This window comes from Burkholderia cenocepacia (genome assembly GCF_014211915.1).
Classification (GTDB): Bacteria; Pseudomonadota; Gammaproteobacteria; order Burkholderiales; family Burkholderiaceae; genus Burkholderia; species Burkholderia orbicola.
Genome location: NZ_CP060039.1, coordinates 584612 through 602174, shown reverse-complemented (window position 1 = coordinate 602174; position 17563 = coordinate 584612). Strand labels below are relative to the sequence as shown.

Genomic DNA, 17563 nt, shown 5'->3' with positions numbered 1-17563 from the left:
GTGCCGGCCGGCCGCGTGCCGCCGACGCGCATGCATACGGCTTCCGCGTCGCCGCCCGGCGCACGACCGCGCCGCTCCCCGTGAGCGGCGCTTATCCATTTGCCCGTCGAAATGTCTCCTGATCCGGCTGTGACCACCAGCCTGCGCCGTTCGCTGCTCCGGCGCCTCGCCGCCCCGCTGTCGATGCTCGCGCTGATGAGCGGCCTGATCGCCTACTGGCTCGCGTGGCAATACACGCAGCACGTGATCGACCGCTCGCTCGCGGATCTCGCGACCGCCATCTCCAAACAGATCCAGATCGCCGGCCCCGACGCGCCGTTCACGGTGCCGCCGCTCGCGCAGGCGATGTTCTCCGACCCCGCCGAAGCGCTGATCTACCGGATCAGCGACGGCGAGCAGGAACTCGCCGGCGACCCGAAGCTGCCGCTGCAGGGCATCAACGTGCGGCGCATGCATCATGCGTACGTGTTCGAGGCCGAGTACGACAACCGCGCGGTACGGGTCGCGCAGGTGCGCGTCGACGACGTCGAGGGCGGCAAGCCGATGGTCGTCGAAGTCGCGCAGCCGGTGCGGCACCGCTACCGGATCGCGGCCGAATTCCTCGTCGCGATCATGATGCCGCTGCTCCTGCTGCTGCTCGCCGGCTGGGGCATCGTGTGGCGCGTGGTGAACCAGCAGTTGGGCCCGCTCACGCATCTCGCCGATTCACTGAACCGGCAGACCCACACGTCGCTGGAGCCGGTCGACGAAACCGACGTGCCGCTGGAGATCCGGCCGCTGACGAGCGCGATGAACGCGCTGCTCGGCCGCCTCAAGACCGCGCTCGACGCGCAGCGCAAGTTCATCGCCGATGCCGCGCACCAGTTGCGCACGCCGCTCACCGCGGTGAAGCTGCATGCCGAGCAGGCGGCCGTCGCGCGCGACCCGCACCAGACCTTCGCCGCGGTGCGTGAGCTGCGCGCAGCGGCCGACCGGGCGGTACGGCTGTCCAACCAGTTGCTGTCGCTCGCGCGTGCCGAGCCGGGCGAACAGGCCGCGCGCTTCGTCGACGTCGATCTCGCGGCGATGGCGTTCGAGACGGGCGCCGAATGGGTGCCGCGCGCGCTCGCGTCGCATGTCGACCTCGGCTTCCAGCGCAGCGACGATCCGGGCGGCGACGAGAAGCTGATCGTACGCGGCAACCCCGTGCTGCTGCGCGAGGTGATCGCGAACCTGCTCGACAATGCGCTGAAGTACGTGCCGCTCGCGCGGCCGGACGGCGCGCGAATCACGGTGAACGTCGCGCGCGCCTCGCTCGAGGGCAGCCAGCCGGCCGCCGAGATCGTCGTCGAGGACAACGGCCCCGGCGTGCCCGCGAACCAGCAGGCCGACCTGTTCAAGCGCTTCTTCCGCGGCGACGCGCAAAGCGGCAATGGCGTCGAGACGGGCGCCGGGCTCGGGCTCGCGATCGTGCACGACATCATCGCGATGCATGGCGGCACCGTGTCGTACGAGGATGCATCGGAAGGCGGCTCGCGCTTCGTGGTGAGGGTGCCGCTCGCCGCGCATACGGCGCAGCCGGCCAGCGAAACGCCGGCTGTGGCGCCGACGCACTGAGCAGCGCGATTGTCGGCGGGCAACCGCTGGCCCGTCGACCGGGCCGCCCGCCGGAACAGGAACGGAAAGACGGCAAGCGGATGACGCGCCGCGACGACGCGCCAACCGTCGACTGAAACGACAGCGGCAGCGCGCGATGCGCTGCCGCCTGCCTCACTTCTTGTTCTTCTTGTCCTTCGAACCGGACGCCGGCTTGCCGTCCTTCTTGTCCTTCTTCTTTTTCTTCTTCCCGCCTTCGTCGGATGTCGCGAGCAACGTGCCGCGGCACGACTCCGCCCCGCAGTGGCACGCGTATTCGCGCTTGAGCTTCTTCGTCAGCTTCGCGTCGATCACGAGGCCGTAGTCGTAGAACAGCTCCTCTTCCGGCCCGATGTCACGCAGCGCGTGGATGTACACGCGGCCTTTGACTTCCTCGGCTTCGCAGTTCGGCGCGCACGAATGGTTGATCCAGCGCGCGCTGTTGCCGTCGATCTTGCCGTCGATCACGCCGCCTTCGTCCAGTGCGAAGTAGAACGTATGGTTCGGCTCGCTCGGGTCGTGCGGATGGCGGCGCAGCGCTTCCTTCCACGAGATTCGTTCGCCCTTGTATTCCACTACGCGCTCGCCGGCCTTGATCGGCGCCACGGCGAACACGCCCTTGCCGTGTACTCCCGAGCGGCGCACCGCGATCCTGCGTGAACTCATCGAACCAATCCTTGTGAAGACGACTTGAATGGAAGCGGCCGCAATCGCGGCCGGGCGCCGCGCAAAACGAAAACGCGGCACCGGTCGGTGCCGCGTCGGGGCATGCGGCGAATCATCCGCATCCTACACGTTCAAGATTGCTTCGTTCAACATCGCGCGCAATATTGCGCGATGTGCTCAGCGCTGGCCGAATGCGACGTCGCCGAACAGCGCCTTGTGCTCGCGCGGTTGCGAGCGCCAGTACTGTGGCGGCGCCGTCACCTGCGCGCCGAGTTCGGCCGCCGCGTGCCACGGCCAGCGCGGGTCGTACAGCATCGCGCGCGCCATCGCGACGAGATCGGCGTCGCCGGCCTCGATCAGCCGGTTCGCGTGCGCGGGTTCGTTGATCAGGCCGACCGCGATCGTCGGCATGCCGACCGCCCGCTTCACGGCCTGCGCGAACGGCACCTGGTAGCCGGGCGACAGCGGAATCTTCTGCAGCGGCGACACGCCGCCGGACGACACGTCGATCCAGTCGCAGCCGCGGCGCTTCAGTTCGTGCGCGAACGCGATCGTATCGTCGAGCTCCCAGCCGCCTTCGACCCAGTCGGTCGCGGACACGCGCACGCCGACCGGCCGGTCTTCCGGAAACGCGGCGCGCACGATCTCGAAGATCTCGAGCGGAAACCGCATCCGGTTTTCGCGCGAGCCGCCGTATTCGTCGGTGCGCCGGTTCGCGAGCGGCGACAGGAACTGATGCAGCAGGTAGCCGTGCGCCGCGTGCACTTCGATCGCATCGATGCCGAGCCGTGCGGCACGCCTGGCCGATGCGGCGAAGGCTTCGCGGATGCGGTTCAGGCCCGCCGCATCGAGCGCGAGCGGCGGCGTCTCGCCCTCCTTGTGCGGCACGGCCGACGGCCCGTGCGGCAGCCAGCCGCCGTCGGCGACCGGCACGAGCTGGCCGCCCTCCCACGGCGCCGCGCTCGACGCCTTGCGGCCCGCGTGCGACAGCTGCATCGCGACGCGGATCGGCGAATGCTTGCGGATCGCGGCCAGCACCGGCTTCAGCGCGGCTTCGGTCACGTCGTCCCACAGACCGAGGTCGCCATGCGTGATGCGCCCGTCGGGTTCCACCGCGGTCGCTTCGATGCACAGCAGCCCCGCGCCCGACAGCGCGAGATGGCCGAGGTGAATCATGTGCCAGTCGGTCGCTTCGCCGCGTTCGGCCGAGTACTGGCACATCGGGGAAATCACGATCCGGTTCGGAAGGGTCACGCCGCGCAGCGTGAACGGGGAAAACAGCGCAGTCATGGAAGCCGCTCGCCAGGAAAGGGAAAGAGCGGACGAGCGTAGCACGCAGGCTGGAAGCGTGCAGACGGCGCCATCGGCAGTAAGCGGATGGTCAGGTACGACGCGGGCTGGATGCCGGCGAGGCGCGGAATGAGCGGAATGCGCGACGTACGGCGACGGCGAGGCGTCGGCCCGTAACGGACGCAGGCCGGGCCAGACCTTTGCAGCGGGCGGTCGCAGCCCGCGACGTCAGAGCCCGACGCTGCCGAGCCACTCCGCGAACATGTGCCGGGCGGCCGTCTCGAGCGCGGGGCCGTGCTGCGCGGTATCGGCCCGCAACTGGCGCGCGTCGATGCCTGGCGTCGCCGCGATTCCGCCGGCATTCGCGATCAGCCACGGTTCGAAGCGATCGGTACGGATCTCGGGATGACATTGCAGCGCCAGCACGTGCTGCCCCCACGCGAAGGCCTGGTGACGGCAGGCAGGCGTCGATGCGAGATGGATCGCACCGCCCGGCAGGTCGAACGTATCGCCGTGCCAGTGCAGCATCGACGTCGTCGCGCCGTCGAGATGACGCAGCGGCGACGCGCGGCCGGCGTCGGTGAGCGTCAGCGGCGCCCAGCCGAGTTCGTGCTGCGCGGCCGGATAGACGCGCGCCCCGAGCGCCCGTGCGATGAACTGCGCGCCGAGGCAGATGCCGAGGATCGGCAGCCCCGCGTCGATGCGCTGGCGCACGAGCGCCAGGAGCGGCGCGATCGTCGGATACTGCGCGTCGTCGTACACGCTGAGCGGCCCGCCGAGCACGACGAGCAGCGACGGCTCAAGCACGTCGAGCACCTCGACCCGCGACGATCCGACATCGACATAGCGCACCCGCCGACCGCGTTCGCCGAGCACCTGCTCGAAGCTCCCGAGATCCTCGAAATGCACGTGGCGGATCGCCACGACTTCAGCGTTCATCATCGGCCTCCCGGTCGATCGACGGACGTCAGCCTGCGAAAATCTTCCAGGTCTTCTTCTGCGTCGCCGCGTCGGCTTCTTCCTGCACCGAGCAGTCGAGACGCAGATCGCTGTCCGACATCGCGATGTCGAGCACCGCGCAGTGATGCACGGTCTTTTTCGACGGCTTGCCCGGCTGGAAATGCGTGCACGTGAGACACATGCGTTGCGGCGGCGTCGCACCGGCCACCTGCAGCTCGCGCAGCGTCTTCAGCAGCGCGCGATACAGCGTGCCCTGCTCGTCCGCGCCGAGCTTGCCGACCGCTTTCGTCAGGAATTCAGGCCATTGCAGCGCCTTCTTCGCGGCCGTGCGGCCACGTGCCGACAGGCGTACGGCCAGTGCCCGGCCGTCGTCCAGCGCACGGCGCTTCTCGACGAGCCCCTTCGTCTCGAGCGTGCTGACCGCATCGCTCGTGGTGGCCGCGGTGAGCTGCGTCTCGCGCGCGATTTCGCCGAGCCGCATCGGGCCCTTGCGCTGCAGCAGCAGCACGAGAATCTCGCCCTGCGTCGGCGTGAGGCCAGCGCCTTCCGCCCAATCCCATGCCTCGCTCCGCATGGCCGTGCTCAACCGCAGCAGGCTGTGGGTCACACGTCCCGCAGCCTGGTTCCCGTAAACGCCTTCGCTCATAGTCTTTTCGCTTTGCCGCCGCCCGGATGGCCGAGCAGCCGTAGTGTGGAGATCGAATCTATCTCAAAACAGACGCACCCACTCGAGTGCGTCAGCACGGCCGTCGCGAGGCACACGCGGCGGTCGCGTTCGCGGCGACCGGAGAGACACACGTCGTTCCGGTGTCCGCAAAGCCGACATTCTAAGCGAGAGCGGAAAATCGCACAGCTAAGTTATCCCCTGCATTCTGTGGAAAATCGCTGGATAACCGCAAATTCTTGTTGTGCGTGCAATGTCGCGCGCCCGCGAAACGGGGCGCGCCAGCATTGTCCTGTTCGAATCGGCCATTGGCCGCATGAGAATGATCCACCGGTTATCCCGCCTGCAGAGCGTTGACTTTGCAGTGGAATATCGGGTTATCCACAGATTTTTAGGACGCCTCGCATCGATTTCGGCGGGACACGGCGCCGATTACCGCTCAGCGAATCGCCATGCGGTCGATCCTGCTATCTGCAAAACATATTTTCACTCGCGCCAACGTAAGCACTGCTGCCGGACCGTCTCGTTCAGCGATTTTTCCTGTTTGAAAACGGTTCTCAACCACGATGCGTCGTTCACGCGCGCCTTCGCGAGCGCGCCGATCTCGTCGAGCGCCGCGCGCGAACCGAGCGCGGCCGCGTGCGGCGCGATCCGGTCGAGCGTGTCGAGGATGTCCTCCGCGATCGTGCGGCGCTCGCCCGTCTGAGGATTCACGCAGGTGCCTTCCAGCCCGAAGCGGCACGCTTCGAAACGGTTGAACGTGTAGACGAGGTAATCGTCCTCCGACAGCTTCAGCGGCCGGTCGGTCAGCAGGTAGCGTGCGAGCGTCTGGATGTAGCAGGCGATCGCCGCCGCGCGATCGACGGACAGCGGCGTGTCCATCACGCGCACCTCGATCGTGCCGTAACCGGGCTTCGGCCGGATGTCCCAGTAGAAATCCTTCATCGAGTTGACGACGCCCGTGTTCACCATCTTCGTGAAGTATTCCTCGAAGCTGTCCCAGGTGAGCACGAACGGCGCGCGGCCCGACAGCGGGAACGCGAACACCGAATTCAGGCGTGCCGAATGGAAGCCCGTGTCGACGTTCTGCACGAACGGCGACGACGCCGACAGCGCGATGAAGTGCGGAATGAAGCGCGACATCGAGTGCAGCAGGAACAGCGCGCTGTCGGGATCGGGACAGCCGATGTGCACGTGCTGGCCGAACACGGTGAACTGCTTGGCGAGATAGCCGTACAGCTCGGAGATGTACTGGAAGCGCGGCGCATCGTAGATCTGCCGGTCGCTCCATTGCTGGAACGCATGCGTGCCGCCGCCCGCCAGCCCGACGTTGAGCTGGTCGGCCGCCTTCACGAGCACGTCGCGGATCGCATGCAGCTCGCTGACGGCCTGCTCGTGCGAATGGCAGATGCCGGTCGACAGTTCGATCATGCTTTCGGTGATTTCCGGCGTGATGTTGCCCGGAAAGGTCTCGCCCTGGATCAGGCGCATCAGGTCGGATGCCGCTTTGGTCAGGTCGTAGTTGTGCGTGTTGACGACCTGGATCTCCAGTTCGACGCCGAACGTGAACGGTTCGGAATTGACGAAGGTTTCGAGTGCCATGGCAGGTTCCGGAATCAGTTGCCGTCGCTGCGTTCGCCGACCGCCGACAGGCAGCGATAGACGACGAACGGGCTGACGAGCTGCAGGATCACGATCGAGCACATCACGATCGCGCGCAGGTGCGGGTCGAAATTGGGATAGAGCTGGTAGGTATCGTCGACGAGCAGGTACGACAGCGCGGACATCGGCGTGAGCGCGATGCCGAGCGCGACGCCCTGCTTCATCCCGAGGCCGCTCGGCTTCGCGAACGCGACGACGCCGGCCAGCTTCGCGACGAGCCGCGTGACGATCAGCACGATCGCGAGCAGCCCGCCGAGCGCGATGTCGCCCCACGTGAACGACGTGAGCGTCAGCACGAACAGCACCACCGTCAGCAGCCAGCCGGCCGTACCGAAGTGCTCGGGCCACAGCTGCGGCCGCGCTTCGAGGTTCTTCACGATGATGCCGGCGAGCAGCAGCGTGAGCAGCGTCGACAGCTTCAACGCCTGCGCGACGGCGATCGCGAGCATCACGAGCCCGAACAGCGCGACGAACGAATGCTCGTCGCGCATCGTCGCGGTCATGTGACGGAACAGGTAATTGCACGAACGCGCGACCAGATACGCGACGATGAACGAACCGGCGAGCAGGTAGAGCGGTTGCAGGATCGTCGCGAAAACGTTGCCGTACGCTTCCTGGTGCAGCCAGCTCGTCACGAGCTTGGTCAGTACGATCGCATACACGCTGTTGAGCGCGGTGAGCGTGATGAGGCGCTGCGACACCTGCCCTTCCGCACGCAGTTCGGTCTTGAGCTGGATCACCATCGACGGCGACGTCGCGATCGCGATCGCCGACAGCACGAGGGCGACCATCCCCGATACGCCGAGCGCGAGCATCACGAACAGCACGAGCACGAAGGTGAGCGTGGCTTCCGCGAGGCTCGACGCGACGAGCCACGGATTGCGCCGGATCCAGCGCAGGTCGAGGCGGCTGCCGAGCTCGAACAGCAGCAGGCCGAGCGCGACGTCCATCAACAGTCGCGAGGTTTCGTCGGTGCTCGTGTCGATCACGCCGAATCCGAACGAACCGGCGATCAGGCCGATCACCGCATAGCCGGTGATGCGCGGCAGGCGCCACGCGCGATAGCACAGCTCGCCGCACAGGCCGGCTGCGAACAGCGCGAGCCCGGCCCAGAACACGGCATCTGGCGCGAGCGGCCAGTTGGGCAGGAATGAGAACGCCGACTTCATCGTGGTGACTTCTCCTTTGGAAGCAACCGCCAGCGACGCGGGGTCAAGCGACAGGAATGGATGCGCGCCGGCTGGGTATCGCCCCGAATGTGATTGTTGTGCTCGACGATGGCGGTACATGGGGTCCGCCTGTTCCGCCACAGGGCGGAACGTCGTTCAGGTTGCCGATCTGGATTGTCGGCCTGGTGTGTGAACGGACTGCGCAGTCTCGAAGATTCAGATTCGAAATCGTGCCGACCGTTCCGTTGAAGCATGTCCGGCGCTTGGCCGAACGAACGCGAAGGAAACCGATTGTGCCACAGCTTTTTCGTTCCGGAACCGACTGAATCGACTCGCGGCGCTGTGCGGCACCACAGGTCTTTGGTTTCAAAGGTTTACCTGTATATATACGTAGTAGAAGTTAACAAAGGACGCACAGTTCTGTGGATAACTCCGGTTTACGCTGGAAGATCAAGGTGTTGGCGAAACCATAACCGGTTGCACAGGCTGTTCGCTCACAGACGTTTGAGTTGAGCAACTTTCGGGCCGCTTCACAGCCGTGCAGAGTTACCCAGTTTACGTCCACTGTGATTGCACACGAAGTGCGCGCGGATTCCGCGCGGTTATCCACAGCATCGCGTGGATAACCTTGCGCGGAAAAATCGGGAAACTGTGAGGGGCGCGCGCGAGGTCAGCCAGCCGAGCCGACGCGGCGGGCGCGCAGTGCGCGGATCAGGAAGCGGGCAGGATCGACGGCGTCGGCGAGTTCGCGCTCGAGCGGCCAGGGCTCGCCTTCGAGTTGCGATGCGATGAGTTCGGCGCCGAGCGCGGCCCATACGAGGCCGCGCGAACCGAAGCCGAAGGCGCCGTAGAGGCCCGGCATGCGCGGCAGGTCGCGCGCCTGCGCACCGCCCAGCGCGCGTGCGTTCGCGGTGGCCTGCGTTTCGTCGGCGAGCGGGCCGATGAGCGGCAGGCGGTCGCCGACGACCCAGCGGAATGCGACGCGGCCGCGCAGCGTGGCGGGATCCGGCAGCGCGCCGATCAGGCCCGGCAGCAGGTGCCGCACGCGATCGAGGTTTTCGGCGTGGCCGGCCGCGCGCATCGCGGGATCGGTGTCGTCCGGTTCGAAGGTGGCGCCGATCAGCAGCGTGCCGTCGTCGAGCGGGACCGCGTAACCGTCGCCGATCGCCGGGCACGGCAGCGGCGCCGTCGTGCCCGGCGGCAACAGCGTGAGCTGGCCGCGCACCGGTTGCAGCGCGACGTGCCGCAGCCCGGCAAGACGCGCGGCGTCGCCCGCGTTCGCGAGCACGACGACGGGCGCATCGGCCAGCGTGGCGCCCGTATCGTCGAGCGCATGCCAGGTGTCGTCCCGCCGTTCGAGCCGTGCGACGCAGGTGGACGCCAGCAGGCGCACGCGCTCGCCGGCCGCCGCATACTGCGCGGCGCACAGCCCGGCCGGCCATACGGCGCCGCCGTGCGGAAACAGCAGGCCGCCCTGCGCGACCGGCAGATTCAGGTGCGCCCGCGCGGCATCGGCATCGAGCAGCGTTGCATAGTCGGACGGCGCCCCGAATGCGTCGAACGCGTCGCGCATCCGCGCGAAATCGTCGGCCGATTCGGCGAGATGGAGCATCCCGTGCGTGCTGCGTGAGAATGCATGCCCCGCGCGTTCGAGCGCACGCCAGCGGGCGAGCGCGTGCAGGAAGCCGCCGCGCGTGAGCCGGCTCGCGACGTTGTCGTCGCGCGTCATCAATGGATGGAACACACCGGCCGGATTGCCCGACGCTTCGCTCGCGATCCGTTCGTGCCGTTCGATCAGCGTGACGTCCCAGCCGCGCGCGGCCAGACGTTCGACCACCGCGCAGCCGGCGAGACCCGCGCCGATCACGATCGCGCGGCGCGCGGCAACGGGCAGCGCACGTGGCGGCTCGTGCCGGCGCGCGCGCCAGCGCGGCGCATAGTCGCCGACGAGGTGATCGTCGACTTCGCGGACCGTGAAACCTGTTTCGCCGAGCGCGTGTTTCACGTCGTCGGACCTTGCATGTGTCGCAAACGTCGCGTGTTCGCCGGCGAGTTTCGCGAGTGCGCGAATCCCGTCGCCCGATGCCGCGGCGCCGTCGACAAAAAACGCATCGGCACGCGCGACGAGCTTCTTCAACAAGTCGATCGTATCGCCGAACGCGAGCGTGAGCACCACGCGCCCTTCGTCGAATTCGAGCCGATGCAGGCCCGGTACCCGCATCGGCCATGCATCGATCAACGCGCCGACGTCTGCCGATATGGTTGTGTCCGCAACCATGTGCGAAACCGCGCGGTGCAGGTCGTCGCGCGAGAACGGATGCGGTTCGATCGCGACGACGTGCAGCCGTTCGCAGCGCGCCGGATCGTCGCGCCACGCGGCCCAGGCCGCGAGGAAGCCGGCGCCCGCGCCGAACGCGGTCGTGACGATCGTGAACGTTCGGCGGCGCTGCCAGCGCGCGGGCAGCCCGTTGCCCGCGACGAACGTGCGATGCGCGCGAGCGAGCGTGCCGGATGCGCCGCGATGAAGCTCGCCGAACTCGGGCGAGACGAGCGTGCCGTCGTCGCGAAGCGCGAGCGTGGCGGAAACAAGTCGGTCGGGCATGCGAAACAAAAAACGTGGCAGCCAAGCCTGGCAAGGGATTGCGGGAGGCCGTCCAACCGGCCGTTGGAAAGGGGCAACGGCGCGACGATCGGGCGGACCACGCCGCGGACCCTGTCCGGTTGGCGCAGGTCAAAAAACGGGCAGTCGACGATTCATTCGGCGAAATACCGATGAAAATCTTTGAAACCCTTGTCGTTATTGGGTTTGCGCTGCGCTATCATAGCAACGCCGTACCGCGGGGTGGCCGCCGGCAAGCCGGAGGGCGCGTCGCGCGGGCCAGGATTCGGCGCTGTGTCGTCGGAGTCTGACTCTCGACGGCACGGTTCGCGCACGTATAATCGGCGCGTTCGCGCTGTTCGTGTCAACCTAACCTGATAAAGGAACCTTAATGAACAAACAGGAACTGATCGACGCCGTCGCCGCCCAAACGGGCGCCAGCAAGGCTCAAACCGGCGAAACGCTGGACACGCTGCTCGAAGTCATCAAGAAGGCCGTGTCGAAGGGTGATGCGGTTCAGCTGATCGGCTTCGGCAGCTTCGGTTCGGGCAAGCGCGCAGCACGTACGGGCCGCAACCCGAAGACGGGCGAAACCATCAAGATCCCGGCAGCCAAGACGGTCAAGTTCACGGCTGGCAAGGCGTTCAAGGACGCCGTCAACAAGCGTTAAACCCGCGCCTGTTCCATGAAAAACCCGCCTCTCGGCGGGTTTTTTGTTGGGCGCGCGCGGCATTTTCGCCACAGTTCGCGCCGCTCTTGCAAAAGTTAACGGTTATTTTACAAGCCGTTACCACGCGATCATGCGTGCACGATCTGCGTGTCGCCGTGATCGTCGTCGTGCGAATCGACGTCCCACGCCGGGAACGGATCGTCGAACGCCGCCCATCCCGCCGCGCCGAGTGCGAACTCCGCATCGGTCAGCAGGCATCCATCGAGTTTCGCGCGCCACGCATCGGCGTCGAGCGCGATGCCGATCAGCACGAGTTCCTGGCGGCGATCGCCGACCGTGCGATCGTCGAGATCGCCGAGCCATTCGGTGCGGATTTCAGCGAGCAGCTCGTCGTCGTCCGGCCATTCCGCGCGATCCTGCGCCGCCCACCACAAACCTGCGGGGCCATGCCGGCATACGCCGCCCGCCTGCGACAGCGAACCCGCGATGTCGTTGCGCGTTGCGAGCCAGAAGAAACCCTTGCTGCGCAGTACGCCCGGCCACTCCTGATGCAGCAGCGCCCAGAGCCGTGCCGGGTGAAACGGCCGGCGCGCGCGGTAAACAAAATTACCGATGCCGAATTCGTCGGCTTCGCCGTGTACGTGCGCATGATGGTCGTCATGGCAGTCCGGGTCGTCGCAATGCGTGTGATCGTGATCGAGCGACGCGAGCCAGCCCGGCGCGTTCGCGGCTTCGTCGAAATCGAAGCGGCCGGTGTTCAGCACTTCGTCGAGCGGCACGTTGCCGAACGTCGAGACGACCTGATGCGCGCGCGGATTGAGGCGCGCGAGGATGTGCTGCAGGCGCGCGAGATCGTCCGCGCCGACGAGGTCGGCCTTGTTGATCACCAGCACGTCGCAGAATTCGATCTGCTCGATCAGCAGCTCGACGAGCGTGCGGTCGTCGTCTTCCGACGCGGCGATGCCGCGCGTCGCGAGCGCGTCGTCGGAGCCGTAGTCGCGCAGGAAGTTGTACGCGTCGACCACGGTGACGAGCGTGTCGAGCCGCGCGATGGCCGACAACGACGTGCCGTCGTCGTCGACGAACGTGAAGGTTTCGGCGATCGGCATCGGCTCCGCGATACCGGTCGATTCGATCATGATCGCGTCGAAGCGGCCTTCGGACGCAAGGTTGCGGATCTCGACGAGCAGATCGTCGCGCAGCGTGCAGCAGATGCAGCCGTTCGACATTTCGACGAGGCGTTCCTCGACGTGCGACAGCGCCTGCGCATCGCGCACGAGCGACGCGTCGATGTTGACCGCCGCGAGATCGTTGACGATCACCGCGACTTTCAGGCCCGCGCGGTTCGCGAGGACGTGGTTGAGCAGCGTGGTCTTGCCGGCGCCGAGGAAGCCGGACAGCACGGTGACGGGCAACGGCTGTTTCATTGCCGGATTCATGATGATATGCACCAACGGAAAAGATGAAAAAGCGGCCGCGGCGCCCTGCCGGGGCGCGATCGGCCCGCGCACGGGCGAAACGGCGGCGTCAGCCCGCATTGTGCATCAAACGCGCGCGGCCGGCCCGGCGTCAGCCGGCGACGCGGCGCGGAATCACTGAGCGGCTTGAGGCGCTTGAGCGGCCTGGGTGGTCTGCGCGGGCGGCAGCAGCTTCCATTGCGTCAGGATGCCGGCGATCTGCCGGGCGTACTTGTCGCGCAGCGACGGCGTTTCCGAATGATAGGCGCCGACCGCCTGCCACGTGTTGCCGTAGCGGTTCATCTTCTGTTTGAGATGCCACGCGGCGATGTACACGTTCTTGCACGGCTCCATCAGCGTGTCGCGGCCGATCCCGTAGCGCGACAGCGTCGGCAGGTGGATCGAATTGATCTGCATCAGGCCGTAGTCGACCGAGCCGTTCGTGTTCTTGTTCAGCGCCTCGGGCCGGTTGCGCGACTCCTGCCACGCGATCGCGCGCAGGATCAGCGGATTGACCTGCTGATATTTGGCCGCTTCGTCGAAACAGTCGGCGCGCGCGTTGCCGCTGGCGAACCACGCGCCGGCGGCGATCAACGCGATCGAAGCGAACCGTCTGTTCATCGTGCGGAAACGAAAGGAAATTGCGCGAAGCTCGGGGAAAACCCGTGCCTGTTATTAGTGCGACGAGAAACGCGCCGCCCGTATCATACCGGCAGACCGTCAGATTGCGACAGGCAGGAATACGGCAGCCGGTTATACCGCATTTCCGTGTCGGTTCATCGCGAAAACAAGGGAGAGGGCCGGCATGCGGAGGGTTGCACCGATCCTTACATCTTGCATACGATTGGTCGGATACCTGTCGTATGTGAGACAGTCTTCGGATCAATGTGATATTTCGGACATGAAAAACTGCTAATGTCGCCTCTTTCGGACTTGGATCCCAGCACTACCGCCGGAAGTGGCCTGAGCCGGCATCGACCCATTCATCCATGACAAGAAATCGCTTCGTTATGCGGCGTATCGCCACGACCCTGCTCGTGGCAGGCATCATCGTCTCGCAGGCCGCCTACGCTCAGGTCACGCTCAACTTCGTGAATGCGGATATCGACCAGGTCGCGAAAGCGATCGGCGCCGCGACCGGCAAGACCATCATCGTCGACCCCCGCGTGAAGGGGCAGCTCAATCTCGTGGCCGAACGGCCGGTGCCGGAAGACCAGGCGCTGAAGACGCTGCAGTCGGCGCTGCGCATGCAGGGCTTCGCGCTCGTGCAGGATCACGGCGTGCTGAAGGTCGTGCCGGAAGCCGACGCGAAGCTGCAGGGCGTGCCGACCTACATCGGCAATGCGCCGCAGGCGCGCGGCGACCAGGTGATCACGCAGGTGTTCGAACTGCACAACGAATCGGCGAACAACCTGCTGCCGGTGCTGCGGCCGCTGATCTCGCCGAACAACACGGTGACGGCCTACCCGGCGAACAACACGATCGTCGTGACCGACTATGCGGACAACGTGCGCCGCATCGCGCAGATCATCTCGGGCGTCGACAGCGCCGCGGGCGCGCAGGTGCAGGTCGTGCCGCTGCGCAACGCGAACGCGATCGACCTCGCCGCGCAACTGCAGAAAATGCTCGACCCGGGCGCGATCGGCAACAGCGACGCGACGCTGAAAGTATCGGTCACGGCCGACCCGCGCACCAACGCGCTGCTGCTGCGTGCGTCGAACGCGTCGCGCCTCGCGGCCGCGAAGCGCCTCGTGCAGCAGCTCGACGCGCCGAGCGCGGTGCCCGGCAACATGCACGTCGTGCCGCTGCGCAACGCCGATGCGGTGAAGCTCGCGAAGACGCTGCGCGGGATGCTCGGCAAGGGCGGCAACGACAGCGGCTCGTCGGCGTCGTCCAACGATGCGAACAGCTTCAATCAAAACGGCGGCTCGTCGGCGAGCGGCAACTTCTCGACCGGCACGTCGGGCACCCCGCCGCTGCCGTCGGGCGGGCTGGGCGGTTCGTCGTCGTCGTCCGGGTATGGCGGCGGCTCGTCCGGCGGTGGCCTCGGTACCGGCGGCCTGCTCGGCGGTGACAAGGACAAGAGCGGCGACGACAACCAGCCGGGCGGGATGATCCAGGCCGACTCGGCCACCAACTCGCTGATCATCACCGCGTCCGATCCGGTGTACCGGAACCTGCGCTCGGTGATCGACCAGCTCGACGCACGGCGTGCGCAGGTCTATATCGAAGCGCTGATCGTCGAGCTCAACTCGAATACGTCCGGCAACCTCGGCATCCAGTGGCAGGTGGCGAGCGGCCAGTTCCTCGGCGGTACGAACCTGAATCCCACGGGCGGTTTGGGCAACAGCATCATCAACCTGACGACGGGCGGCACGGCGGCCACCGCCGGGTTGGCCGCCAATCTCGCGAACCTGAACCAGGGCCTCAACATCGGCTGGTTGCACAACATGTTCGGCGTGCAGGGGCTCGGCGCGCTGCTGCAGTATTTTGCGGGCGTGAGCGACGCGAACGTGCTGTCGACGCCGAACCTGATCACGCTCGACAACGAGGAAGCGAAGATCGTCGTCGGCCAGAACGTGCCGATCGCGACCGGTTCGTATTCGAACCTGACGAGCGGCACGACGAGCAACGCGTTCAACACCTACGACCGTCGCGACGTCGGCCTGACGCTGCACGTGAAGCCGCAGATCACCGACGGCGGGATCCTGAAGCTGCAGCTCTATACCGAGGATTCGGCGGTCGTCGCTGGCACGACGAACGCGCAGACCGGCCCGACCTTCACGAAACGCTCGATCCAGTCGACGATCCTGGCCGACAACGGCGAGATCATCGTGCTCGGCGGCTTGATGCAGGACAACTACCAGGTGTCGAACAGCAAGGTGCCGCTGCTCGGCGACATCCCGTGGATTGGCCAGTTGTTCCGCTCCGAAACGAAGCAGCGCGCGAAAACCAACCTAATGGTGTTCCTGCGCCCGGTGATCATTTCCGATCGCAGCACCGCGCAGGCAGTCACCGCGAACCGCTACGACTACATCCAGGGCGTGACGGGCGCCTACAAGTCGGACAACAACGTGATGCGCGACAAGGACGACCCGGTCGTCCCGCCGATGCCGCTGGGTCCGAGCCAGGGCGGCACGCCGGCCGGCAACCTGTTCGATCTCGACAAGATGCGTCGCCAGCAGTTGCAGCGCCAGGTGGCGCCGGTGCCGGCCCAGCCGCTGCCGGAGGCGACGCCCGCGCAGCCGCAGAGTGTGCCGCAGCAGGCGGTGCCGCAACAGCCGCTGACCACCGCGCCGGGAGCCTCGCAGTGAGCGACGTGCTCGCGTCCTCCGCCCACGACGGCGCGCCGGGCGAACGCCAGCCGCCGTCGCCGCTCGCCGCGCGCCTGCTGCCGTACGGCTTCGCGAAGAGCGGCCAGGTGCTGATCGCGCATCAGCTCGACGACACGCTGGAGGTATGGATCAGCGAACGCACGAGCGACGCCGCGCTCGCGGAGATCGCGCGCAACTTCGGCTCGATCGCCGTGCATCGCGTGCCGGCCGACGAGCTCGCGCAGGCGATCAACCAGGCCTACGCGCGCCAGGACGGCAGCGCCGCGCAGGTGGTCGGCGAGGTCGAAGGCGAAGTCGACTTGTCGCGGCTGATGCAGGACATCCCCGAAGTCGAGGATCTGCTCGAATCGGAAGACGATGCGCCGATCATCCGGATGATCAACGCGCTGCTCACGCAAGCGGCGCGCGAACAGGCATCGGACATTCACATCGAGCCATTCGAGAATGCGTCGGTCGTGCGCTTTCGCGTCGACGGCACGCTGCGCGACGTCGTGCGCCCGAAGAAGGCGCTGCACGGCGCGCTGATCTCGCGGATCAAGATCATGGCGCAGCTCGACATCGCGGAGAAGCGTCTGCCGCAGGACGGCCGCATCACGCTGCGCGTCGGCGGCCGGCCGGTCGACGTGCGGGTGTCGACGCTGCCGACCGGGCACGGCGAGCGCGCGGTGCTGCGTCTGCTCGAAAAGGATGCGCAGCGCCTGAACCTCGAAGCGCTCGGGATGGGCCGCGACACGCTCGTCCAGTTCGACAAGCTGATCGGCCGCCCGCACGGCATCGTGCTCGTCACCGGCCCGACCGGTTCGGGCAAGACGACCACGCTGTACGCGTCGATGTCGCGGCTCGAAACCGCGACGACCAACATCATGACCGTCGAGGACCCGATCGAATACGACCTGTCCGGCATCGGCCAGACGCAGGTGAACGAGCGGATCGGGATGACCTTTGCCCGCGCGCTGCGCTCGATCCTGCGCCAGGACCCGGACGTGATCATGATCGGCGAAATCCGCGACCTCGAAACCGCGCAGATCGCGGTGCAGGCGTCGCTGACGGGCCACCTCGTGCTCGCGACGCTGCACACGAACGACGCGGCGTCCGCCGTCACGCGCCTGACCGACATGGGCGTCGAGCCGTACCTGCTTGCGTCGTCGCTGCTTGGCGTGCTCGCGCAGCGCCTGGTGCGCCAGCTCTGCCCGGTCTGCAAGGAAGAGCGCCACGAGGACGGCCGCACCGTGTGGCATCCGGTCGGCTGCGCGAAGTGCGGACATTCCGGTTATGCGGGCCGGCGCGGTGTGTACGAGCTGCTGGTGATCGACGATTCGATCCGCTCGCTGATTCACCGCAACGCGGCCGATGCCGAGATCCTGGCCGCCGGCCGCGCGGAAGGCATGCGCACGCTGCGCGACGACGCCGAGCGCTGGCTCGCGTCCGGCGCGACGTCGCTCGAGGAAGTGCTGCGCGTGACGGGAGGCGCATAGCG

The 17563-nt window shown here is 66.8% G+C and carries 13 protein-coding genes; 4 read left to right on the top strand and 9 right to left on the bottom strand.

Going from position 1 to position 17563, the window contains the following annotated elements; all coding sequences use genetic code 11:
• The first annotated feature begins 111 nt into the window (after positions 1–111).
• Complete coding sequence (locus SY91_RS02825) at positions 112–1596, top strand: sensor histidine kinase (RefSeq protein ID WP_043887671.1); 1485 nt, start codon at positions 112–114, stop codon at positions 1594–1596.
• A 153-nt stretch (positions 1597–1749) separates the two neighbouring features.
• On the opposite strand, the gene SY91_RS02820 is transcribed toward SY91_RS02825, so the two are convergent.
• The 7 genes from SY91_RS02820 to mnmC form a co-directional block, all read right to left on the bottom strand.
• Positions 1750–2280, bottom strand: a complete 531-nt coding sequence (locus SY91_RS02820) for an SET domain-containing protein (protein ID WP_011546821.1) — start codon at positions 2278–2280, stop codon at positions 1750–1752.
• Between the two features lie 177 nt (positions 2281–2457).
• Positions 2458–3570, bottom strand: a complete 1113-nt coding sequence (locus tag SY91_RS02815) for an NADH:flavin oxidoreductase/NADH oxidase (protein ID WP_023476559.1) — start codon at positions 3568–3570, stop codon at positions 2458–2460.
• A 228-nt stretch (positions 3571–3798) separates the two neighbouring features.
• The gene (locus SY91_RS02810; protein WP_043887696.1) at positions 3799–4509 is read right to left on the bottom strand and encodes a glutamine amidotransferase; all 711 of its coding nucleotides are present in this window, start codon (positions 4507–4509) and stop codon (positions 3799–3801) included.
• Between the two features lie 28 nt (positions 4510–4537).
• Positions 4538–5176 carry a MarR family winged helix-turn-helix transcriptional regulator gene (locus tag SY91_RS02805; protein WP_043887672.1) on the bottom strand — a complete coding sequence of 213 codons (639 nt, stop codon included), beginning with the start codon at positions 5174–5176 and terminating at the stop codon, positions 4538–4540.
• Positions 5177–5680: 504 nt separating this feature from the next.
• Positions 5681–6796, bottom strand: coding sequence for a YbdK family carboxylate-amine ligase (locus SY91_RS02800; protein ID WP_006490006.1), 1116 nt, complete (start codon positions 6794–6796; stop codon positions 5681–5683).
• A gap of 14 nt (positions 6797–6810) precedes the next feature.
• The gene (locus SY91_RS02795) at positions 6811–8025 is read right to left on the bottom strand and encodes a cation:proton antiporter (RefSeq protein WP_012327590.1); all 1215 of its coding nucleotides are present in this window, start codon (positions 8023–8025) and stop codon (positions 6811–6813) included.
• 670 nt (positions 8026–8695) lie between these two features.
• The gene (gene mnmC, locus SY91_RS02790) at positions 8696–10627 is read right to left on the bottom strand and encodes a bifunctional tRNA (5-methylaminomethyl-2-thiouridine)(34)-methyltransferase MnmD/FAD-dependent 5-carboxymethylaminomethyl-2-thiouridine(34) oxidoreductase MnmC (RefSeq protein WP_023476563.1); all 1932 of its coding nucleotides are present in this window, start codon (positions 10625–10627) and stop codon (positions 8696–8698) included.
• A 388-nt stretch (positions 10628–11015) separates the two neighbouring features.
• On the opposite strand from mnmC, the gene SY91_RS02785 reads away from it, so the two are divergent.
• On the top strand, positions 11016–11294 hold the full coding sequence (locus SY91_RS02785; protein WP_006401505.1) for an HU family DNA-binding protein: 279 nt from the start codon (positions 11016–11018) through the stop codon (positions 11292–11294).
• 128 nt (positions 11295–11422) lie between these two features.
• Here the strand turns inward: SY91_RS02785 and SY91_RS02780 are convergent, their stop codons facing one another.
• Positions 11423–12733 carry a GTP-binding protein gene (locus SY91_RS02780; RefSeq protein WP_043887677.1) on the bottom strand — a complete coding sequence of 437 codons (1311 nt, stop codon included), beginning with the start codon at positions 12731–12733 and terminating at the stop codon, positions 11423–11425.
• Positions 12734–12886: 153 nt separating this feature from the next.
• Complete coding sequence (locus SY91_RS02775; RefSeq protein ID WP_023476565.1) at positions 12887–13372, bottom strand: lytic transglycosylase domain-containing protein; 486 nt, start codon at positions 13370–13372, stop codon at positions 12887–12889.
• A 368-nt stretch (positions 13373–13740) separates the two neighbouring features.
• Here SY91_RS02775 and gspD point away from each other — a divergent pair, with 368 nt between their 5' ends.
• Entirely contained in the window at positions 13741–16065 is a 2325-nt protein-coding gene (gene gspD, locus SY91_RS02770; RefSeq protein ID WP_124476769.1) for a type II secretion system secretin GspD, read from the top strand.
• Positions 16066–16070: 5 nt separating this feature from the next.
• On the top strand, positions 16071–17561 hold the full coding sequence (gene gspE, locus SY91_RS02765; RefSeq protein WP_012492991.1) for a type II secretion system ATPase GspE: 1491 nt from the start codon (positions 16071–16073) through the stop codon (positions 17559–17561).
• Positions 17562–17563: the final 2 nt, after the last annotated feature.